We start from the raw sequence: 15298 nt of genomic DNA, 5'->3' as shown, positions 1-15298 counted from the left end.
TTCCAGCCAGCCCCGCGGGCCGGTGAAGGAATCAGGACTTGGTCAGAATCTTGACTTCCTTCGGAGCCAGCGTCACCGTAATCGAACCGTTGCTGACGGAGTAGGAGTCCGTTCCCAACTGGTTGTACAGCGTGCCGACGCCGGACATGTTGTCCAGATTCGGGATGGTGCGCGTCTGGCTTGTCCAGGCGTTGTTAATCAGCACGACAGCTTCGTCTCCGTCCTTGGAGCGCTGGAATCCGTAGACGTACGTGTCAACCCACTTCTCCTTCTGCGTGCCGTTCTGCAATGCTGCATGCTTGTTCCGCACGGCGTTCACCGCCGCGATGTACTTGTAGAGCTCGTGATTCGCATTCGGCACGACATCCTCGCGGTTCGCGGGATCGTCGCCGCCGCTGTAGCCAAGCTCCGTTCCCTGATAGACGATCGGGATGCCGCGCGACGTCAGAATGAAGCCGAGAGCCGCCTTGAGCTGCTTCCACTTGTCGCCGCTTGTCGCTACGTTGAGGAAGCGCTTCGTGTCGTGATTGTCGATGAACAAGCCGTTATAGCGGGTGTCGCGGTACTTGCTGTCGGATGCGTAACGGCTCTGAATGTTGTACATGGAGCCGTCCTTCGCGAACACGTCGGTGATCGTGTAGTACATCGGGAAGTCCAGCACCGCGTCCAGGTAGTTGGAATAATCGCCGACGACCGCGGGATCGCCGTGGAACACTTCGCCGATGGTGAACGTATTCGCCGCCGTATCGAAGCTCTTCAGGTACCACTTCGGCACATGCTTCGCCGTGTCGACGCGAAGCCCGTCTACCTTCGATTCGCCGATCAGCCATTGAATCCAGTTGTTCAGCGCTTGCTCGACGGCCGGATTCTCCTGATTGAGGTCGTCCAGGCCGGCAACTTCGCCGTTCTCGATCATGTCCGTGTTGTTATTGTTGTAATCGCTGTCGCTGATCGTGCCGCGATGGTGGTACCAGTCGTACTGATTAAACGGCGCCGCTACGTTGCCGGTGCTGCAATCGCACGTGTGGTTCACGACAACGTCGAGCATAACCGCGATGCCCTTGTTATGGGCCGTCGACACCAGTTCCTTGAACTTGTCCATCGTCCCGAGATGGCCGTCGACCGAGTAGAAGTCGTAGGTATGATAGCCGTGGTAGGCGTAGACGCTGTTCTGCATCGTGACCGGCGTAATCCAGATGGCGGTGAAGCCCATATTCTTGATGTAATCCAGGTTGTCGATAATGCCCTGGAAGTCGCCGCCGTGCCACTTCGACGGATTGCTCTTGTCCGAATTGAAGCCGCCGTAGTTGTCGTTGCTCGTATCTCCGTCGACGAAGCGGTCCGTCATGATGAAGTAGATGCTCTGCTTGCTCCACTCGACCGTGCCGGTGATCGGCTCGTCGTCGCCGTCGTTCGAATTCGCATCGGTTCCTGGAACGCCGGCCGTAATCGTGCCGCTGTCATACGTCCACGTGCCTTGCTGGAACGTGTAATTCTTGCCGCCGTTGTTGTCCCACGTGCCGCTTCCGTTGTTGAACACCGCCTGCATGCTCGTCGCCGTACCCAGGTCCACCGTGATGACGCTATAGCCCGAGTAGTCCGTCGATGCCGTCATCGCCTTGCCCGGCGATGTCGTCCACGTGCCGCCAGTTGGCGCATAGTGGAAGTACGGCGTGCTGTAGCCGCGCTTGTAATAGATCGTCGCGCTGTTGCCGGCTGCCGTCTTGACGGTCGCGGCCGCGCTCGCGTCGGACAGGTTGCCCGCCGCATCGGTCGCCTTCACCGTGTAGCTGTACGTCGTGTTCGCCGCCAGCCCGCTGTCCGCATACGTCGTTGTGGTCGAGGTGCCGACCTTCGTTCCGTCGCGGTAGATCACATAACCGGTAACGCCCACGTTGTCGGTCGAAGACAGCCACGATACCGTTGCCGTAGAGGCGGAGGCCGATGCCGCCGCGACATTGGTCGGCGCGCTCGGCGCCGTCGTATCCACCAGCGCCGACGCCGGAGCGCCGGCCGTAATCGTGCCGCTGTCATACGTCCACGTGCCCTGCTGGAACGTGTAGTTCTTGCCGCCGTTGTTGTCCCACGTGCCGCTTCCGTTGTTGAACACCGCCTGCATGCTCGTCGCCGTACCCAGGTCCACCGTGATGACGCTATAGCCCGAGTAATCCGTCGATGCCGTCATCGCTTTGCCCGGCGAAGTCGTCCACGTGCCGCCAGTTGGCGCGTAGTGGAAGTACGGCGTGCTGTAGCCGCGCTTGTAGTAGATCGTCGCCGCATTGGAGGCGGCCGGGGCATCCGTCGTCACCGCCAGCGTGCTGCTGGCCGTCGACACATTCCCCGCAGCATCGTATGCCTTGACCGCATACCGATACTCGGTGGAGGCGGACAAGCCGCTGTCCGTATATGTCGTCGTTGTCGACGTTCCCACCTTGACATCGCCGCGGTAAATCTCGTAGCCCGTCACGCCCACATTGTCGGTGGAAGCGGTCCATGACAGCGAGACGGAGCCGGATGTCTTCGCGCTCGCCGTTACGTTCGTCGGCGCCGAAGGAGCCGTCGTGTCTACGATTGCTCCGGCCGGCGCGCCCGCCGTGATAGTACCGCTGTCATACGTCCACGTGCCTTGCTGGAACGTGTAGTTCTTGCCGCCGTTGTTGTCCCACGTGCCGCTTCCGTTGTTGAACACCGCTTGCATACTCGTCGCCGTGCCCAAGTCCACCGTGATGACGCTGTAGCTCGAACCGGCCACCGCCGTCATCGCCTTGCCCGGCGATGTCGTCCACGCGCCGCCGGTCGGCGCATAGTGGAAGTACGGCGTGCTGTAGCCGCGCTTGTAGTAGATCGTTGCGCTGTTCGTCACGGCTTCCGGCGTCTTGACGGTCGCGGCCGCGCTCGCGTCGGACAGGTTGCCCGCTGCGTCCGTCGCCTTCACCGTGTAGCTGTACGTCGTGCTCGCCGCCAGCCCGCTGTCCGCATACGTCGTTGCGGTCGAGGTGCCGACCTTCGTTCCGTCGCGGTAGATCACATACCCGGTGACGCCCACATTGTCGGACGAGGCTTGCCACGATACCGTCGCCGTAGAGGTGGAGCTCGATGCCGCCGCGACATTGGTCGGCGCGCTCGGCGCCGTCGTATCCGGGACCGGCGGCGTGCCGGCCGTGATCGTGCCGCCGTCATACGTCCACGTGCCCTGCTGGAACGTGTAGTTCTTGCCGCCGTTGTTGTCCCACGTGCCGCTTCCGTTGTTGAACACCGCCTGCATACTCGTTGCCGTGCCCAGGTCCACCGTGATGACGCTGTAGCCCGGATAGTCCGTCGATGCCGTCATCGCCTTGCCCGGAGCCGTCGTCCATGTGCCGCCGGTCGGCGAGTAGTGGAAGTACGGCGTGCTGTAGCCGCGCTTGTAGTAGATCGTTGCGCTGTTCGTCGTGACCGACGAAGACTTGACGGTTGCGGCCGCGCTCGCTGCGGACAGGTTGCCCGCCGCATCCTTCGCCTTCACCGTGTAGCTGTACGTCGTATTGGCGGTCAGACCGCTGTCGGTGTAGGACGTCGTCGTCGCGGAGCCGACCTCCGCGCCGTCGCGATAGATGACATACCCCGTTACGCCGACATTGTCGGTCGAAGCGGTCCAGCTCAGCTTGGCCGTCGTCGCGAGCTCGGAGGTAGCCGTCACATTCGTCGGCGCCGTCGGCGCTTCCGTGTCGGCCGCTTCTGGATTGTGGTCGTACCATTGGTCGGAATACCAGCCGTCCGCCGTCGCCAGGAAGCCTGCCGTTCCCGATCCCGGCGTCTGATGGCCGCTGCTGTCCTTGAACATGACGCGCACGCTGTCGACTCCGGCGATCGCATAGGAGTACCAGTCGCCGGACTCCTGCGTCATTGCCGGCGCGGCAGCCCATGTCGGCTCCGTCACGGTCGGCGAAGTCTCGTAGTAGTAGAGCTGCGGGCTGCTCCAGCTCGAAGGCTTCTTGAAGTGGATCGTCAGCTTCGCGTTCGGGTCCTTCTTCGTGAACGTATACTCGCGGGCTGCGGCTCCGTTCTCGTTGGAGGCGTACAGCTTCAGCGTCTTGGACTCGTTGAAGGCCATATCCGCGCCGAGCGTCACCGTATCGCCGGATACGAAGGCGATGCCGCTCGCAGCCGGATCGCTGCCATCAAGCGTGTACTTGCCCGAATCCGCCTTGGTCACGCTCAGCGCGACGGTCTGCGTATCCGTCTTGAACGCGCCTCCTGCCGGGGCAGCGGAGAGGGCCGGCAGATTGGAAGCCGCCGTCTGCTCGATCAAGATGACGCCGTTCGCATCGGCTGCGAATGTGGCGTAGCCGTTGCTGACGATGGCCGTGTTGCCGGTGTAGGCGTCGCGAACCGTCGCGCCGTCGTCGAAGACGGACGATACATTCACCGCGGTCGATCCGCTCGCGCCGATGACAGCGACAACCTTGTCGTCCGTCCCGTTCTCGGTATAGACGCGGCTGAACGTGTACGGGCTGGCGGAGATTTGCTTGTGTACGCCGGCGCCGACGGCCAGGTGGTTGTTGCGGAATTGCCCAAGCTTCTGCCAGTGCGACAGAACGCTCGTATTGATGGAGCTCCAGTTCATGAACGAGCGCGTCGCCTGCGTGCTGTCCGAGCTGCTCGGACCGGCGGGCCGCGCCGTCTCGTCGCCGTAGAAGATCTGGGCGGCGCCCGGCACGAGCAGCAATGCCGTCCCGGCCTTGATCAGGCTGCCGCGATTATAGAGCGACGTATCGTGCGACGAGATGTAGCTTAGCGCGTTAAAGGTGCGCGGCGAAGCATTGATAGCGCTTGCGTAAGAGGAGTAGATGCTCTCCAGCGAATCGAAATTCGCCGTCTGGAAGGCGAAGTTGATGACGGAATCGAAGCCGTTGCTGTAATACTCGCTCTTGCCGACGCCGTGGCCCCATACTTCCGCTGTCATCCAGAAGCTGTCCGTCCAGTCGGCGCCCGGCTTCGACGGGTTGTTCTGCCGCCACGTCTGCAGCGCGGCATTCGCAGCCGTCTTCAGCTGCGACCATCTCGAGAGCTCGACGTGCTTCGCCGTATCGACGCGGAAGCCGTCGATGCCGAACTCCTGCACCCAGGCGGACAGCCACTTGACGACATAGTCGGCCGGCGCGATGTTCAGATCCTGGCGCAGCCCGGAAGCGGCCGGAACGATCCAGTTCGCATAGCCCGACGTCTCCTGCGCCCACTTGGTCTTCAGAATCGGCGCCAAGCCGACGCTGCCGGTCAGATCGGTGCGCAGATCGGGCAGACCCGACAGACATTGCGTCTTATTGTCGCCGCCGCAAGCCGTGTACCCGCCGATGCCGGCGCGGACCCAGCTTCCCCACCAGGTCGACCAGCCGGAAGCGTTCGTATAATCGACGCTCTGCGTATAGCTGTGCCAGGTCTCGCCGGAGCCCGGCGTCCAACTGCTGCTGACCGTTTTGCTGCCGAAGCCGTACTGCTCCATGTCCTTCAGTGTTGCATAGCCCTCATGATTCATGACGACGTCGACCACGACGCGGATGCCGAGGCTGTGCGCCAGATCGACGAATGTTCTGAACTCCTCGACCGTGCCGACGTTCTTGTCCATCTCGGTATAATCGAGCGCGTAGTAGCCGTGGTAAGCGTAATGCGCGAAGTCGCCCCCGTCGCAGCCGCCGACCCACCCGTGGACCTGCTCGTAAGGAGCCGTGATCCAGATGGCGTTGATGCCGAGATCCGTGAAGTAACCCGCTTGCAGCTTCTGGGTCAACCCCTTGATGTCGCCGCCCTGGAATGTCCCGATGTTCTTGCCCGTCGCATCCGTAGACACCCGGCCATAGGAATTGTTGTTGCTCGAATCGCCGTCATTGAACCGGTCCGTCATGGCGAAGTAAACGGTTGCATTGTTCCACGAGAATGCTTTGGCCGAGTCCGCCGTCGCTGTTGTCGTCGCCGCTGTTGCCTGCTGTTCCGCGGCTCCGAACGACAATGCCATCGACAGGACCAACATGCCTACGAGAAACAAACTCAGCGATTTTCGGATGGCTTGCATAGAGGAACACCCTCCTTCTGTTATTTTTTAATCGTGTTTGCCGACTGTGCAAACAGTTGCGCAAACGTTTGCACAAAAGGGACGAAAAAACATCAAATCGACCGGCTGGACGATTTCATGCGGGAATAACGATTGCTTTGTTGCGTGCAGTCTGAACAAAATGGATCGATTGCTTCGGCATGTACTCTCTTGGATGTCGGTCATCGGAATGCGCCGTGCTCGGGTGAAGCGGAATGAGGTTGGTTAAAGCTTGCGGTGCCGCGAATTGCGATTGCGATGTTGCGGAGGTGCAGTACGGCTGCTTGCCGGTATTGCCGATAGTGCTGATATTGCCGGTATTGCTGGTATTGCTGGTATTGAGATCGAATTCCCCCTTAAGCTGTGCTCGAGTCTGTCCACGATTGAAGCCGCTATTCAAGCCATCAAGAGGAGAACGGAAAGCCTGTCACTCGTCGCAAAAGTAACCGCTTACACCCGTGTGCAAATAATACAAAACGAATCGTCAATAGCGAACCGTGAAACTTCGATTGCGAGTCGCCAAATTTCGACTTTTTCCTCTTGATGACTTTACTTTAGGACAATTTTACAAATTTGTACAGAGGCAATCTGAGAAATTTCGTGACCATCGCAAAATGACGTCGCCGGGTAAGGACCTTAACACCCTAACCAGGAAATGTCGTTGGCCGGCAGCAAACGGGTGATTATCCGGTGATTTGTTCCCTAAATTTCGAAACTATGAATCGAGGATTCATGTTATACTCTCCCTACTCCCCCATGATCGGAGAATCGCCATGCCCTTCCAGTCCCGCAAAGAAAAATTGCTGTTGGCCGATGACGAGCTTCAACTGCTGCAACGTCTCAGCAGGGCTCGTTCGGAACAATATCGCCGGGTAGAGCGAGCCCGGATTCTCCTTCATTATGCCAACGGCCTGAGCATTCCCAGAATCGCTGATGCGCTGGGCACGACGGTCGCCAAAGTAAATCGTTGTGTCGACAAAGCCCTCGCCTCGGGGGTCGAGGCCGCTCTGCAAGAAGCGCAACGGCCCGGAAGACCGCCTTCCGTAACGCCGGAAGCGAAAGCATGGGTGGTTGCCCTCGCTTGCCGACAACCGAAGGAACTAGGGCTTGCCTACGAAGTCTGGACCCGGCGCCTTCTGGCTCAGTACGTGCGTCAACATGCCGTCGGGGAAGGCCATCCTTGCCTCTCCGGCATGTCCGCCAGCAGCGTCTCCCGGCTGTTCTCGGCTCATCGGTAGAATAGGCCCGCGTCTCGCGAGAGACACGGGCCTGGAGAGACATGAACCTATTGAAGAACCCGCAGCCGACCGATTTGCCTTCATCTCCGGCTCCGAACGGTATAGGTTCATTATTTCAGGAACAAATGGTTGGATAAGCTGCATTGGAAAATTTAACGAGCACGCCCGTTCCGATACTCCGCGCATGTATGAGATGCTGTTGCGATGAAATGAGGTACTGTTGCGATGAAGTTGGCCGTTCCGGATGCGGGTCGCGAATTATAGTCGAAATTCCATACTTATTCGCTTGGTCTGAACGCAGATCGCGAGATGTAATCGGAATTTCGCGCTTATTTGCCCGATCTGGCCGCGGATCGCGGAATGTAATCGAAATTTCATGCTTATGCGCTCGTTCTGAACGCGGGCCGCGGAATGTAATCGGATTTTCGTGCTTATTCGCTCGTTCCGGCCGCGCGTGGATCGCGCGCGGATCAAGAGTTCAATTCACTACTCTACTCTACGCGCCATTACACGGAATTCCCGCACAACACACTCGCTTTCCAGTAGGACGATCCCGCAAGCCCGCCTGTGATAGCCGGCCTTCCAGCCTCTGCCTCCGGACTTCCCCCAGAATGGAATGGGGAATCTCCGAAGCCAGGCGAAGGGACCCGAGCCCCCCCTATCCCGTATCTATCGCCCCTTATCTGGCGCCGCACCGACCGAAAGCACCCTTTCTATTTTCCCAAAAGAGTGCCTTATCCCCCCGTCTCAGTATCCCAATTATTGGGAATTAGCAGTCAACCTGAACAGATGGAATAAGACGCCCTTTATAGAGAAACAAATGGGAGCCCTGCCCCTCCGCCAATGCGAGCAGGCACGCCCCATTTCATTCGTCACTATAGAGGTTGGACACATCCCACCGGACTCGCCCAGGCTCCCCCTTCACCCATTCACCCTTTCACCGCTCCCGCCATAATGCCTTGAACGAAGAAGCGCTGAAGCAGCAGGAAGACCGCGATAATCGGCACGACGGCGATCAGAGAGCCCGCGAACACGACACCCCACTGCGTCGTATATTGCCCTTGGAAATTCGCCAGCGCGATCGGCAATGTCCGCTTGGCCGGATCGCTGATAATCGTGAGCGCCCAGGGGAATTCCTCCCAGATGGACAGCACGTTAAAAATAATCGCCGGAACGAACGCCGGCTTGGACAGCGGGAGCACCATGCGCCAATACATCGTCCAACTGGAGCCGCCGTCGATCGCGATCGATTCGTCGATCTCCCTGGAGATGGAATCGAAGAAGCCCTTCAAGAGGAACGTAGTGAACGGGATGGCGCCGGCCGCGTACACCGTGATGAGGCCCGCGAAGGTGTCGTCCAGCCCGAGCTGGTGCATCATGACGAACTGCGGGATCACGAGCGTAAGGCCGGGGATGACGAGGCTGCCCAGCAGCACGGCGAAGCTTGCCCGCTTGCCGGCGAATTCGAATCGGGAATACGCGAACGCCAGCAGCGAGGACAACAGGGCGATGATGAACAGGGAGGCCGCCGTCACGAACAAGCTGTTGACCAGATACAACGAGAAGTCGCGGCTGGCCCAGGCTGCCTCGAAGTTGTCCCAGGTCAGCGCGCCCGCGAACAGCTTCGGCGGATATTCGAACACGACCGTCATCGGCTGCAGGGAAGTCGACAGCATAAACAAGAGCGGATACAGGCTGATCAGCGCGCCGACAGCCAGCAGCACATACATTGCGGTATGAATGGCGATTCGTCTCATGTCCCGCTCCTCTCCGTCAGCCGGAAGCGAACCCACGTCAGCAGCCCGATGGGAATGGCGAACAGGAACGACAGCGCCGAAGCGTAGCCGAGATCGTAATGGCCGAACGCCTGGCGGTACATCCAGGTCAGCATGACTTCGGTCTGATTAAGCGGACCGCCGTCCGTCACCAGATAGACGGATGTAAATACGTTAAACGCGCCGATAATCAGCATAATCTGGACGAAGCCGGTCATCTCGCGCACGGCTGGCAGCGTGATATAGCGGACGGACTGCGGGACGGTCGCGCCGTCCATCGCCGCCGCCTCGTACAAGTCCTTGGGAACGTTCTGCAACGCAGCCAGATACATGACCATAACCCACCCCGTCCCCTTCCAGATGCCCAGCAGCGAGAGCACAATCATCGCGTACAGAGGCGTGCTGAGCCAACTGATCGGCTCTCCGGTCAGGTGCAGCACATCGCTCAGGACATAATTCAATAAACCACGGTCTGTGAAAATAAACTTGAAGATAAGAGACGCGACTACCCACGAGGTGATGACGGGAATAAAGTAAAGCGTGCGGAACAACCGGACGCCCGCGATCCGGCGATCGAGAACAAACGCGATTGCGAATCCGATCGCGATCTGCCCCGGCACCGAGATCGCGCCGTAGATCAGCACGTTGCGAATGGAGATCCAGAAGACGGGGTCCTCCAGCACCCGAACGTAGTTGTCCAGGCCGACGAAGGGAGCGGCGTGCAGATTCGTCAGCCGGAAGTCCGTGAAGCTGTACAGCGCGTTGCGGACTAGCGGATAAACGATAAACAATACGAAGAACGCAAAGGGGGGCGCAACAAACAGATAGGCTTCCAAGTTGAATGTTCTGCGTCTCATCAGGCATCCCTTCCATTTCCGAAGAAGAGCTTCGACAAGGGCGAAGCTCCTCTTCTCTGGCCCCGGCCGCAGCCGGAACGATTAATCAAGCATGGAGCAGCGCATCGATCTGCTTGACGGCGTCGTCCAATTCGGTCTTCACGTCCGAATTCTTCAGGAAGATCTTCGACATCGTCGTGTTGATGATCTCGTCGATCTGCGGCCAGGCAGGGACCGGCGGTCTGGCCTTGGCCGTCTTCAGTTGCTCAAGGAACGGCGCGAAGTAGTCGATCGCCTTGATCTCGGCATTGTCCATGGCGGCCAGATTAACCGGAATCTGCCCGACCTTGCCCATCTCCACTTGCGCATATTCGCTTGTCATGAACTGAAGGAACTTCCAGGACTCCTCCTGATGCCGGGTGTTCGTAATGCCGATATCCTCGCCGCCCAGAACTTGAACGGAGCCCGCCTTGCCTGCGGGGAAGCTGACCATCCGGGCCTTGTAATCGGTGAATTGTCCCTGGAATTGCGCGACGGCCCACGGCCCTTCGGCGATCAGCGCATACGAGCCTTTGGCATGGCCTTCGGTCACCGGCACATCGCCCGGCTTGAATCCGGCGAGCTTATTGCCCTGATACGCTTGCTGCAGACGGGCAACAATGGCGATGGAATCCGCAGAGTTCAGATACCCGTCCGCCGTGCTCATGTCGGGCGAGAGCACGTCTCCGCCATTGCTCCAGATCCAAGGCAGCACGTTCCACCCGTACAGACCCGGCTCGCCGTATCCCCATGCATTGGGATTGGCAGTCTTCACCGCCTCGAGCGCGGAGAAGAACTCGTCCGTCGTCGTCGGAGGCTGCGACAGCCCGGCTTGCTTCAGCATGTCCTCGTTCCAGAACAGCACCTTCGTGTTCGTGTTCAAGGGCAGGCCGTAGTAGTGCTCGCCGACCTTGGCCGTCGATACCGGGCCCTCCAGCAAGCCCGAGGTCGTATTCCCGAAGTCCGCGAACGTCTCGTCCAACGGCACGAGCCAATTGCTGCGCTGCAGCTCGGGCACCCAGATAATGTCGAGGCGCGCGACATCCGGCAGATCGTTCGTGCTTCCGGCCACTTGAAGCTTCTTATGGAGATCCTCCCATGTGAAAGCGACCGCCTCCACCTTGATGCCCGGATTGTCCTGTTCGAACTTCGGAATGAGCGTCTCGGTCAATGTTTTCTCCTCGGGCGATGCCGCGCTGTAATGGTGCCAGAAGACCAGCTTGACGTCCTTGGCCGGCTTCGTTGCCGACGCTCCGCCCGCGGCTGATGAAGCGCTGCCCGCAGCATTGCCGTTCCCGCTGCTCTCGCTATTCCCGCCGTTCCCCCCGTTGCCGCAGGCGGACAGCAGGAGCGCGATAAGGACAACAAGCAGCGCGGCCTGCGTTCGATACGAACGCGTATTCCGTTGATCGTGATTCCGTTGATATGGTCTATTCATGGGCGAATCCCCCCGTATCGTTAATTTCCAACAGCACCCATGCCCATGGCAGCATGGCCTCGGATAACCGATCCGCCCCGGCGCAGCGAACGATCTTGGCGGTCTGCGGATCGATGCCGCCCGCTTGCACAATCTCGGCCGCGGAACGCTCGGACACCCGCGAAGACGCGTTGAACACGAGGCGAAGCTCCTTGCCCTTGCCCTTCCTCGCTACCATATAAGCGCTTACATCGCTCAGGTGATCCAGGCTCACGTCGCCGTCAAGCAGCGCTTCGTGTCCCTTGCGCAAGCGCGCCCACTCCGCCGTCTCCCGCCAGATATCGCCCTCTTCGAGCCCGGCTTCCCATCTCATGCCGGCCCGACAGCCCGGATCGTTCTCGCCGGCCATTCCCGCCTCGTCCCCGTAGTACACCGCCGGCATCCCCGGCAGCATGAATTGCAGCGCGAGCAGCATCAGCAGCTTGCTCTTGTCCTCGCCGCAGCGGGTCCACACCCTCTCGGTATCGTGGCTGCCGAGCAGATTGTACAGCCCCGCCGCCTCGGCCAGCGAATAGCGGTGGGCATGGCGGACCAACTGCTCGTGGAACTGTTCGGACCCGATTCGCTCGTCCGCCACGAAGGCCAGCAGAATGTCGCGAAGCTCGTAATTCATGACGCTGTCCGCGTACCGGCCCGCCAGCATCGGCTTGGCATCGTACCAGATTTCTGCAATAATATAAGCAGCTTGATTCAATTGCTTGACCTTGGAATTCAGTTCCCCCAAGAACCGGAATTCCACCTCGTCTGCGACATCGATCCGCCAGCCGTCAATGCCGGTCTCTTCCTGCCAGAAGGACACGATATTGTAGATATAGCGCTGAACTTCCGGATTCGATGTTCGCAGCTTGGGCATCCACTTGTAATAGCCGACCGAATCGTAATCCTCCTCGCCGAACGCAATCGGCAGCCGATTCAGATAGAACCAGTCCTTATACGGCGAAGCTTCCCCTCTCTCGACGACATCCTGGAAGAACGGATGATAGTACGAGCAATGATTGACAACCAGATCGAGCACCAGCTTGATATCCCTCTCATGACAGGCATCCGCCAGCCTCTTAAGGTCCTCTCTTGTCCCGAACGCCGGATCGACAGCGAAGTAGTCCTCCGTGTCGTACTTGTGATTCGAACGAGAGACGAACACCGGGTTCAGGTAGACCGCGTTCACGCCGAGCCGCTCCAGATAATCCAGCTTCGCGATGATTCCCGCCAGGTCTCCGCCGAAGAAGTTATGGCGATCGGGCTCCGACTGCCACGGCACGATCCCGTCCGAATCGCGGCTCGGCTCGCCCCTGAAGAAGCGGTCGGGGAAGATCTGATACCATACCCGGTTGTTGATCCACGAAGGCCGATGCAGCGCATCCCGGTCCCCCGCATAAGAGAATTGGAACGGAACCGTCCGTTCGCCTTCTCCTTCGCCGGCGAGCCCCGTCGCCTGCAGCACCTCGTTCTGCCCTCCCTTGTTCTGCCCTCCCTTCTTGAAGGTAAATATATATTGAAGGTAACGGACCCGAGGGCCGTCGCTCCTCAATACACTCCGATAGTAAGCCAATTCCGGCGTCTGCGCCCAGCGCGACAGACTCAAGCGGCGCACTCCTTGCTCTTCCTTCTTGTACTTGTCCCAGAGCACCAGCTCCGCATCCTCGGCATCCGGAGGCAGCGCGACGCGAATCTCGAGCTCGTCCAGCCGCGTCAACGTCACATCCAGCGCCGGGTCGTGGTACAGTCTTGCCATGCTTGCCGTCATATAACCAATCCTTTGCTTCTTGCCTTGTGTCACTTGGCAGGTATTTTGATATAAGGCTGTGCCAGCTCCGTCTTCTCGATCAGCGCGAACAGCATGTCCGCCGCTTCGATGCCCATCGTCTCAAGCTCGATCTCGATCGACTCTACGCCGTACTTGATATGGCGATGGTACGGGCTGCGATCGAACGTCGCGAGGTGAATCGAGTCGGCGGGCGGATGCTCGTCTGCCTCGTCCAGCCAATCCAGCAGCAGCGATTCCGTGGAGAAAATAAGCGCCTGCGACGCCCCCCCGCAACCGTTGCCCGACATCCCCCGCAGCCGCTCAAGCGTCGCTTCCTTCGCTTGCAGCCCGGCTTCGCCCATCGCCCGTCTGTACCCTTCGATCCGATCAAGCACAAACTTGTCTTTGGTCTTGTCGGCTTCGTCGTACACGATGCCGATCTGGCCCAGCCCCCGGTCGATCAGACGCCGGGTCAGCGCCATCGCGGCTTGAACGTTGTCGATATCGACCCAGTGGATGCCGGGCTGGGCGAACATCGGCTCGCCGACAACGACGAACGGCATTCCTTCCCGGAGCAGCAGCGAATGAACCGCTTCGGTGAACAGTTGGGTAGGAACGAGCACTCCGTCCACCCTCCGTTCGGTGACCACCTTGGCGAACGACGATGCGTCCAGTTGATCCCGTTGCATGCTCATCATCAGGAACAGGAAGTTGCGGCGGTAGACGACGTCTTCGACGCCTTGCAGCACCATCTGGAAGAACGGGTTCGAAACCGCTTGCTTCTCCGTGTAGTCATAACAAAACCCGACCGTGTACGTGCGGCTTGACGCCAGCCCCTTGGCGAGCGTGTTCGGCACGTAGTTGTATTGCTTCACGATCTCCATCACCTTGTCGCGCGTGCGCTCGGATATGTTCGTGTTGCCGTTCAGAACGCGCGACACCGTCGCTTTGTTGACCCCGGCCAGCTCCGCGATTTCTTTGATCGTCAGCTTCTCGATCCGGACTCTCTCCTTTCAATGCAACCGGTTGCATAATTATCATAACGCGTTTCCCTCGTTTTGACAACAACCTTTTCGGGTTGCCTGTTTTTCGCGAATTCGTCTTGATAAGCCGAGCCGGTGATCAAGCGACTCCAATCGGTTTTTATGTGGTTTTTCGCATTCGTCACCCCGACTTCCGGAGGAATCGCGGCGTTTTATATGATTTTTCGCATATATGCAGCCCCTCGCGCCAGAAAAGCCTCCGTTTTATGCGGTTTTTCGCATTCGTGGTGCCTCGAAGCCGCTTTATCCTCTGTGCGAATGTGAATTTTCACATATAATCGTTCCACTCGCCCGTTATCGGGCACCGCCGTGCCAACGAGCGGAGTCAATGGGCAGCATCAACGAGCAGCATCGATGAGCAGCGCCAGCTCGAACCGGCTGCCTTCGCCCAGGCGGCTCTCCGCACGAATGCGGCCGCCGTTCCGGGCGGCGTCCGGATGTCGTGCGAGATGCTCTGCAGCATCTCCGTCCGCTCCTGCTGGTGACGGATCATCTGCTCCTGCGCGGCCTCCATGTCCTTCTGAAGCCGCCTGGACTGATAGGAGAGCGCGAATGCCAGAATGATGAATTCCGCGAAGGAACCGAATTGATAGCCGTAATGCGTCAGCAGGTGGAGACCACGAGGAACGCGACGACGGCGACCTCATACCAGATGGCGATATCGGCACCGAGACGAGGAAGAACTGCACGAACCAGAGACAGAGGATGAAGAAGAACAGGAAGACGCCTTCGAACGTATCGAACGTGCGCAGCAACGCCTGCACGGCGGGATGCTCCGTCCCCAGCAGCTCCTGCGGAAGTCCGTTCCAGACAAGCTGCGAGGCCGCGAAGCAGAATAAGTACAAGGAATAATGGATGTAAGCGCGGTTCCGGAAAAAAAGCTACATCGAGAGGATATAAGCGGCCATCAGCAATACGAAGCCATAGTAAATGCCCATCCGTAATGATCGTCAAGACGATAGCCGAGCGGCGCCTGCCCCTTCTCGCCCGAGCTGCTGCCCGTTCGCGTAGACGTCCACCTGTCGACGACGGCGTTGGCGAGGCGCAGCACTCTCCCTCTGTTGTCCGGCAGCCTCCCG

Annotated in this window: 10 protein-coding genes; 2 read left to right on the top strand and 8 right to left on the bottom strand. The window is 59.4% G+C overall.

Annotated elements, in window-relative coordinates; genetic code table 11:
* Window positions 1–31: 31 nt before the first annotated feature.
* Window positions 32–6049, bottom strand: coding sequence for a carbohydrate binding domain-containing protein (locus E6C55_RS35605; protein WP_230986587.1), 6018 nt, complete (start codon window positions 6047–6049; stop codon window positions 32–34).
* Window positions 6050–6840: 791 nt separating this feature from the next.
* Between E6C55_RS35605 and E6C55_RS07330 the strand changes: the two genes are divergently transcribed.
* Window positions 6841–7305, top strand: a complete 465-nt coding sequence (locus tag E6C55_RS07330) for a helix-turn-helix domain-containing protein (protein WP_136369126.1) — start codon at window positions 6841–6843, stop codon at window positions 7303–7305.
* 929 nt (window positions 7306–8234) lie between these two features.
* Here E6C55_RS07330 and E6C55_RS07325 read toward each other — a convergent pair.
* The 6 genes from E6C55_RS07325 to E6C55_RS07300 all read right to left on the bottom strand — a co-directional run bounded on the left by E6C55_RS07325 (window position 8235) and on the right by E6C55_RS07300 (window position 14733).
* Window positions 8235–9062, bottom strand: a complete 828-nt coding sequence (locus tag E6C55_RS07325) for a carbohydrate ABC transporter permease (RefSeq protein ID WP_230986586.1) — start codon at window positions 9060–9062, stop codon at window positions 8235–8237.
* Window positions 9059–9937: a carbohydrate ABC transporter permease gene (locus E6C55_RS07320; RefSeq protein WP_136369125.1), complete on the bottom strand. Its 879-nt coding sequence runs from the start codon at window positions 9935–9937 to the stop codon at window positions 9059–9061. Before E6C55_RS07320 ends, E6C55_RS07325 begins: the two co-directional genes overlap by 4 nt.
* Window positions 9938–10022: 85 nt before the next feature.
* Window positions 10023–11393, bottom strand: coding sequence for an extracellular solute-binding protein (locus E6C55_RS07315; protein WP_136369124.1), 1371 nt, complete (start codon window positions 11391–11393; stop codon window positions 10023–10025).
* Window positions 11386–13176 (bottom strand): glycoside hydrolase family 13 protein, encoded by a 1791-nt coding sequence (locus E6C55_RS07310; RefSeq protein WP_136369123.1) that lies wholly within the window; start codon window positions 13174–13176, stop codon window positions 11386–11388. The genes E6C55_RS07315 and E6C55_RS07310 overlap by 8 nt, the downstream gene beginning before the upstream one ends.
* A gap of 29 nt (window positions 13177–13205) precedes the next feature.
* Window positions 13206–14150, bottom strand: coding sequence for a LacI family DNA-binding transcriptional regulator (locus tag E6C55_RS07305; protein ID WP_330999609.1), 945 nt, complete (start codon window positions 14148–14150; stop codon window positions 13206–13208).
* Between the two features lie 394 nt (window positions 14151–14544).
* Complete coding sequence (locus E6C55_RS07300; RefSeq protein ID WP_136369121.1) at window positions 14545–14733, bottom strand: hypothetical protein; 189 nt, start codon at window positions 14731–14733, stop codon at window positions 14545–14547.
* 191 nt (window positions 14734–14924) lie between these two features.
* Between E6C55_RS07300 and E6C55_RS33710 the strand changes: the two genes are divergently transcribed.
* Complete coding sequence (locus E6C55_RS33710) at window positions 14925–15071, top strand: hypothetical protein (protein ID WP_168735521.1); 147 nt, start codon at window positions 14925–14927, stop codon at window positions 15069–15071.
* Between the two features lie 55 nt (window positions 15072–15126).
* Here the strand turns inward: E6C55_RS33710 and E6C55_RS33705 are convergent, their stop codons facing one another.
* Window positions 15127–15270 (bottom strand): hypothetical protein, encoded by a 144-nt coding sequence (locus E6C55_RS33705; RefSeq protein WP_168735520.1) that lies wholly within the window; start codon window positions 15268–15270, stop codon window positions 15127–15129.
* Between the last annotated feature and the right edge of the window lie 28 nt (window positions 15271–15298).

Source organism: Cohnella fermenti (assembly GCF_004801405.1).
GTDB lineage: Bacteria > Bacillota > Bacilli > Paenibacillales > Paenibacillaceae > Cohnella > Cohnella fermenti.
This window is presented reverse-complemented; position numbering and strand designations above follow the sequence as displayed.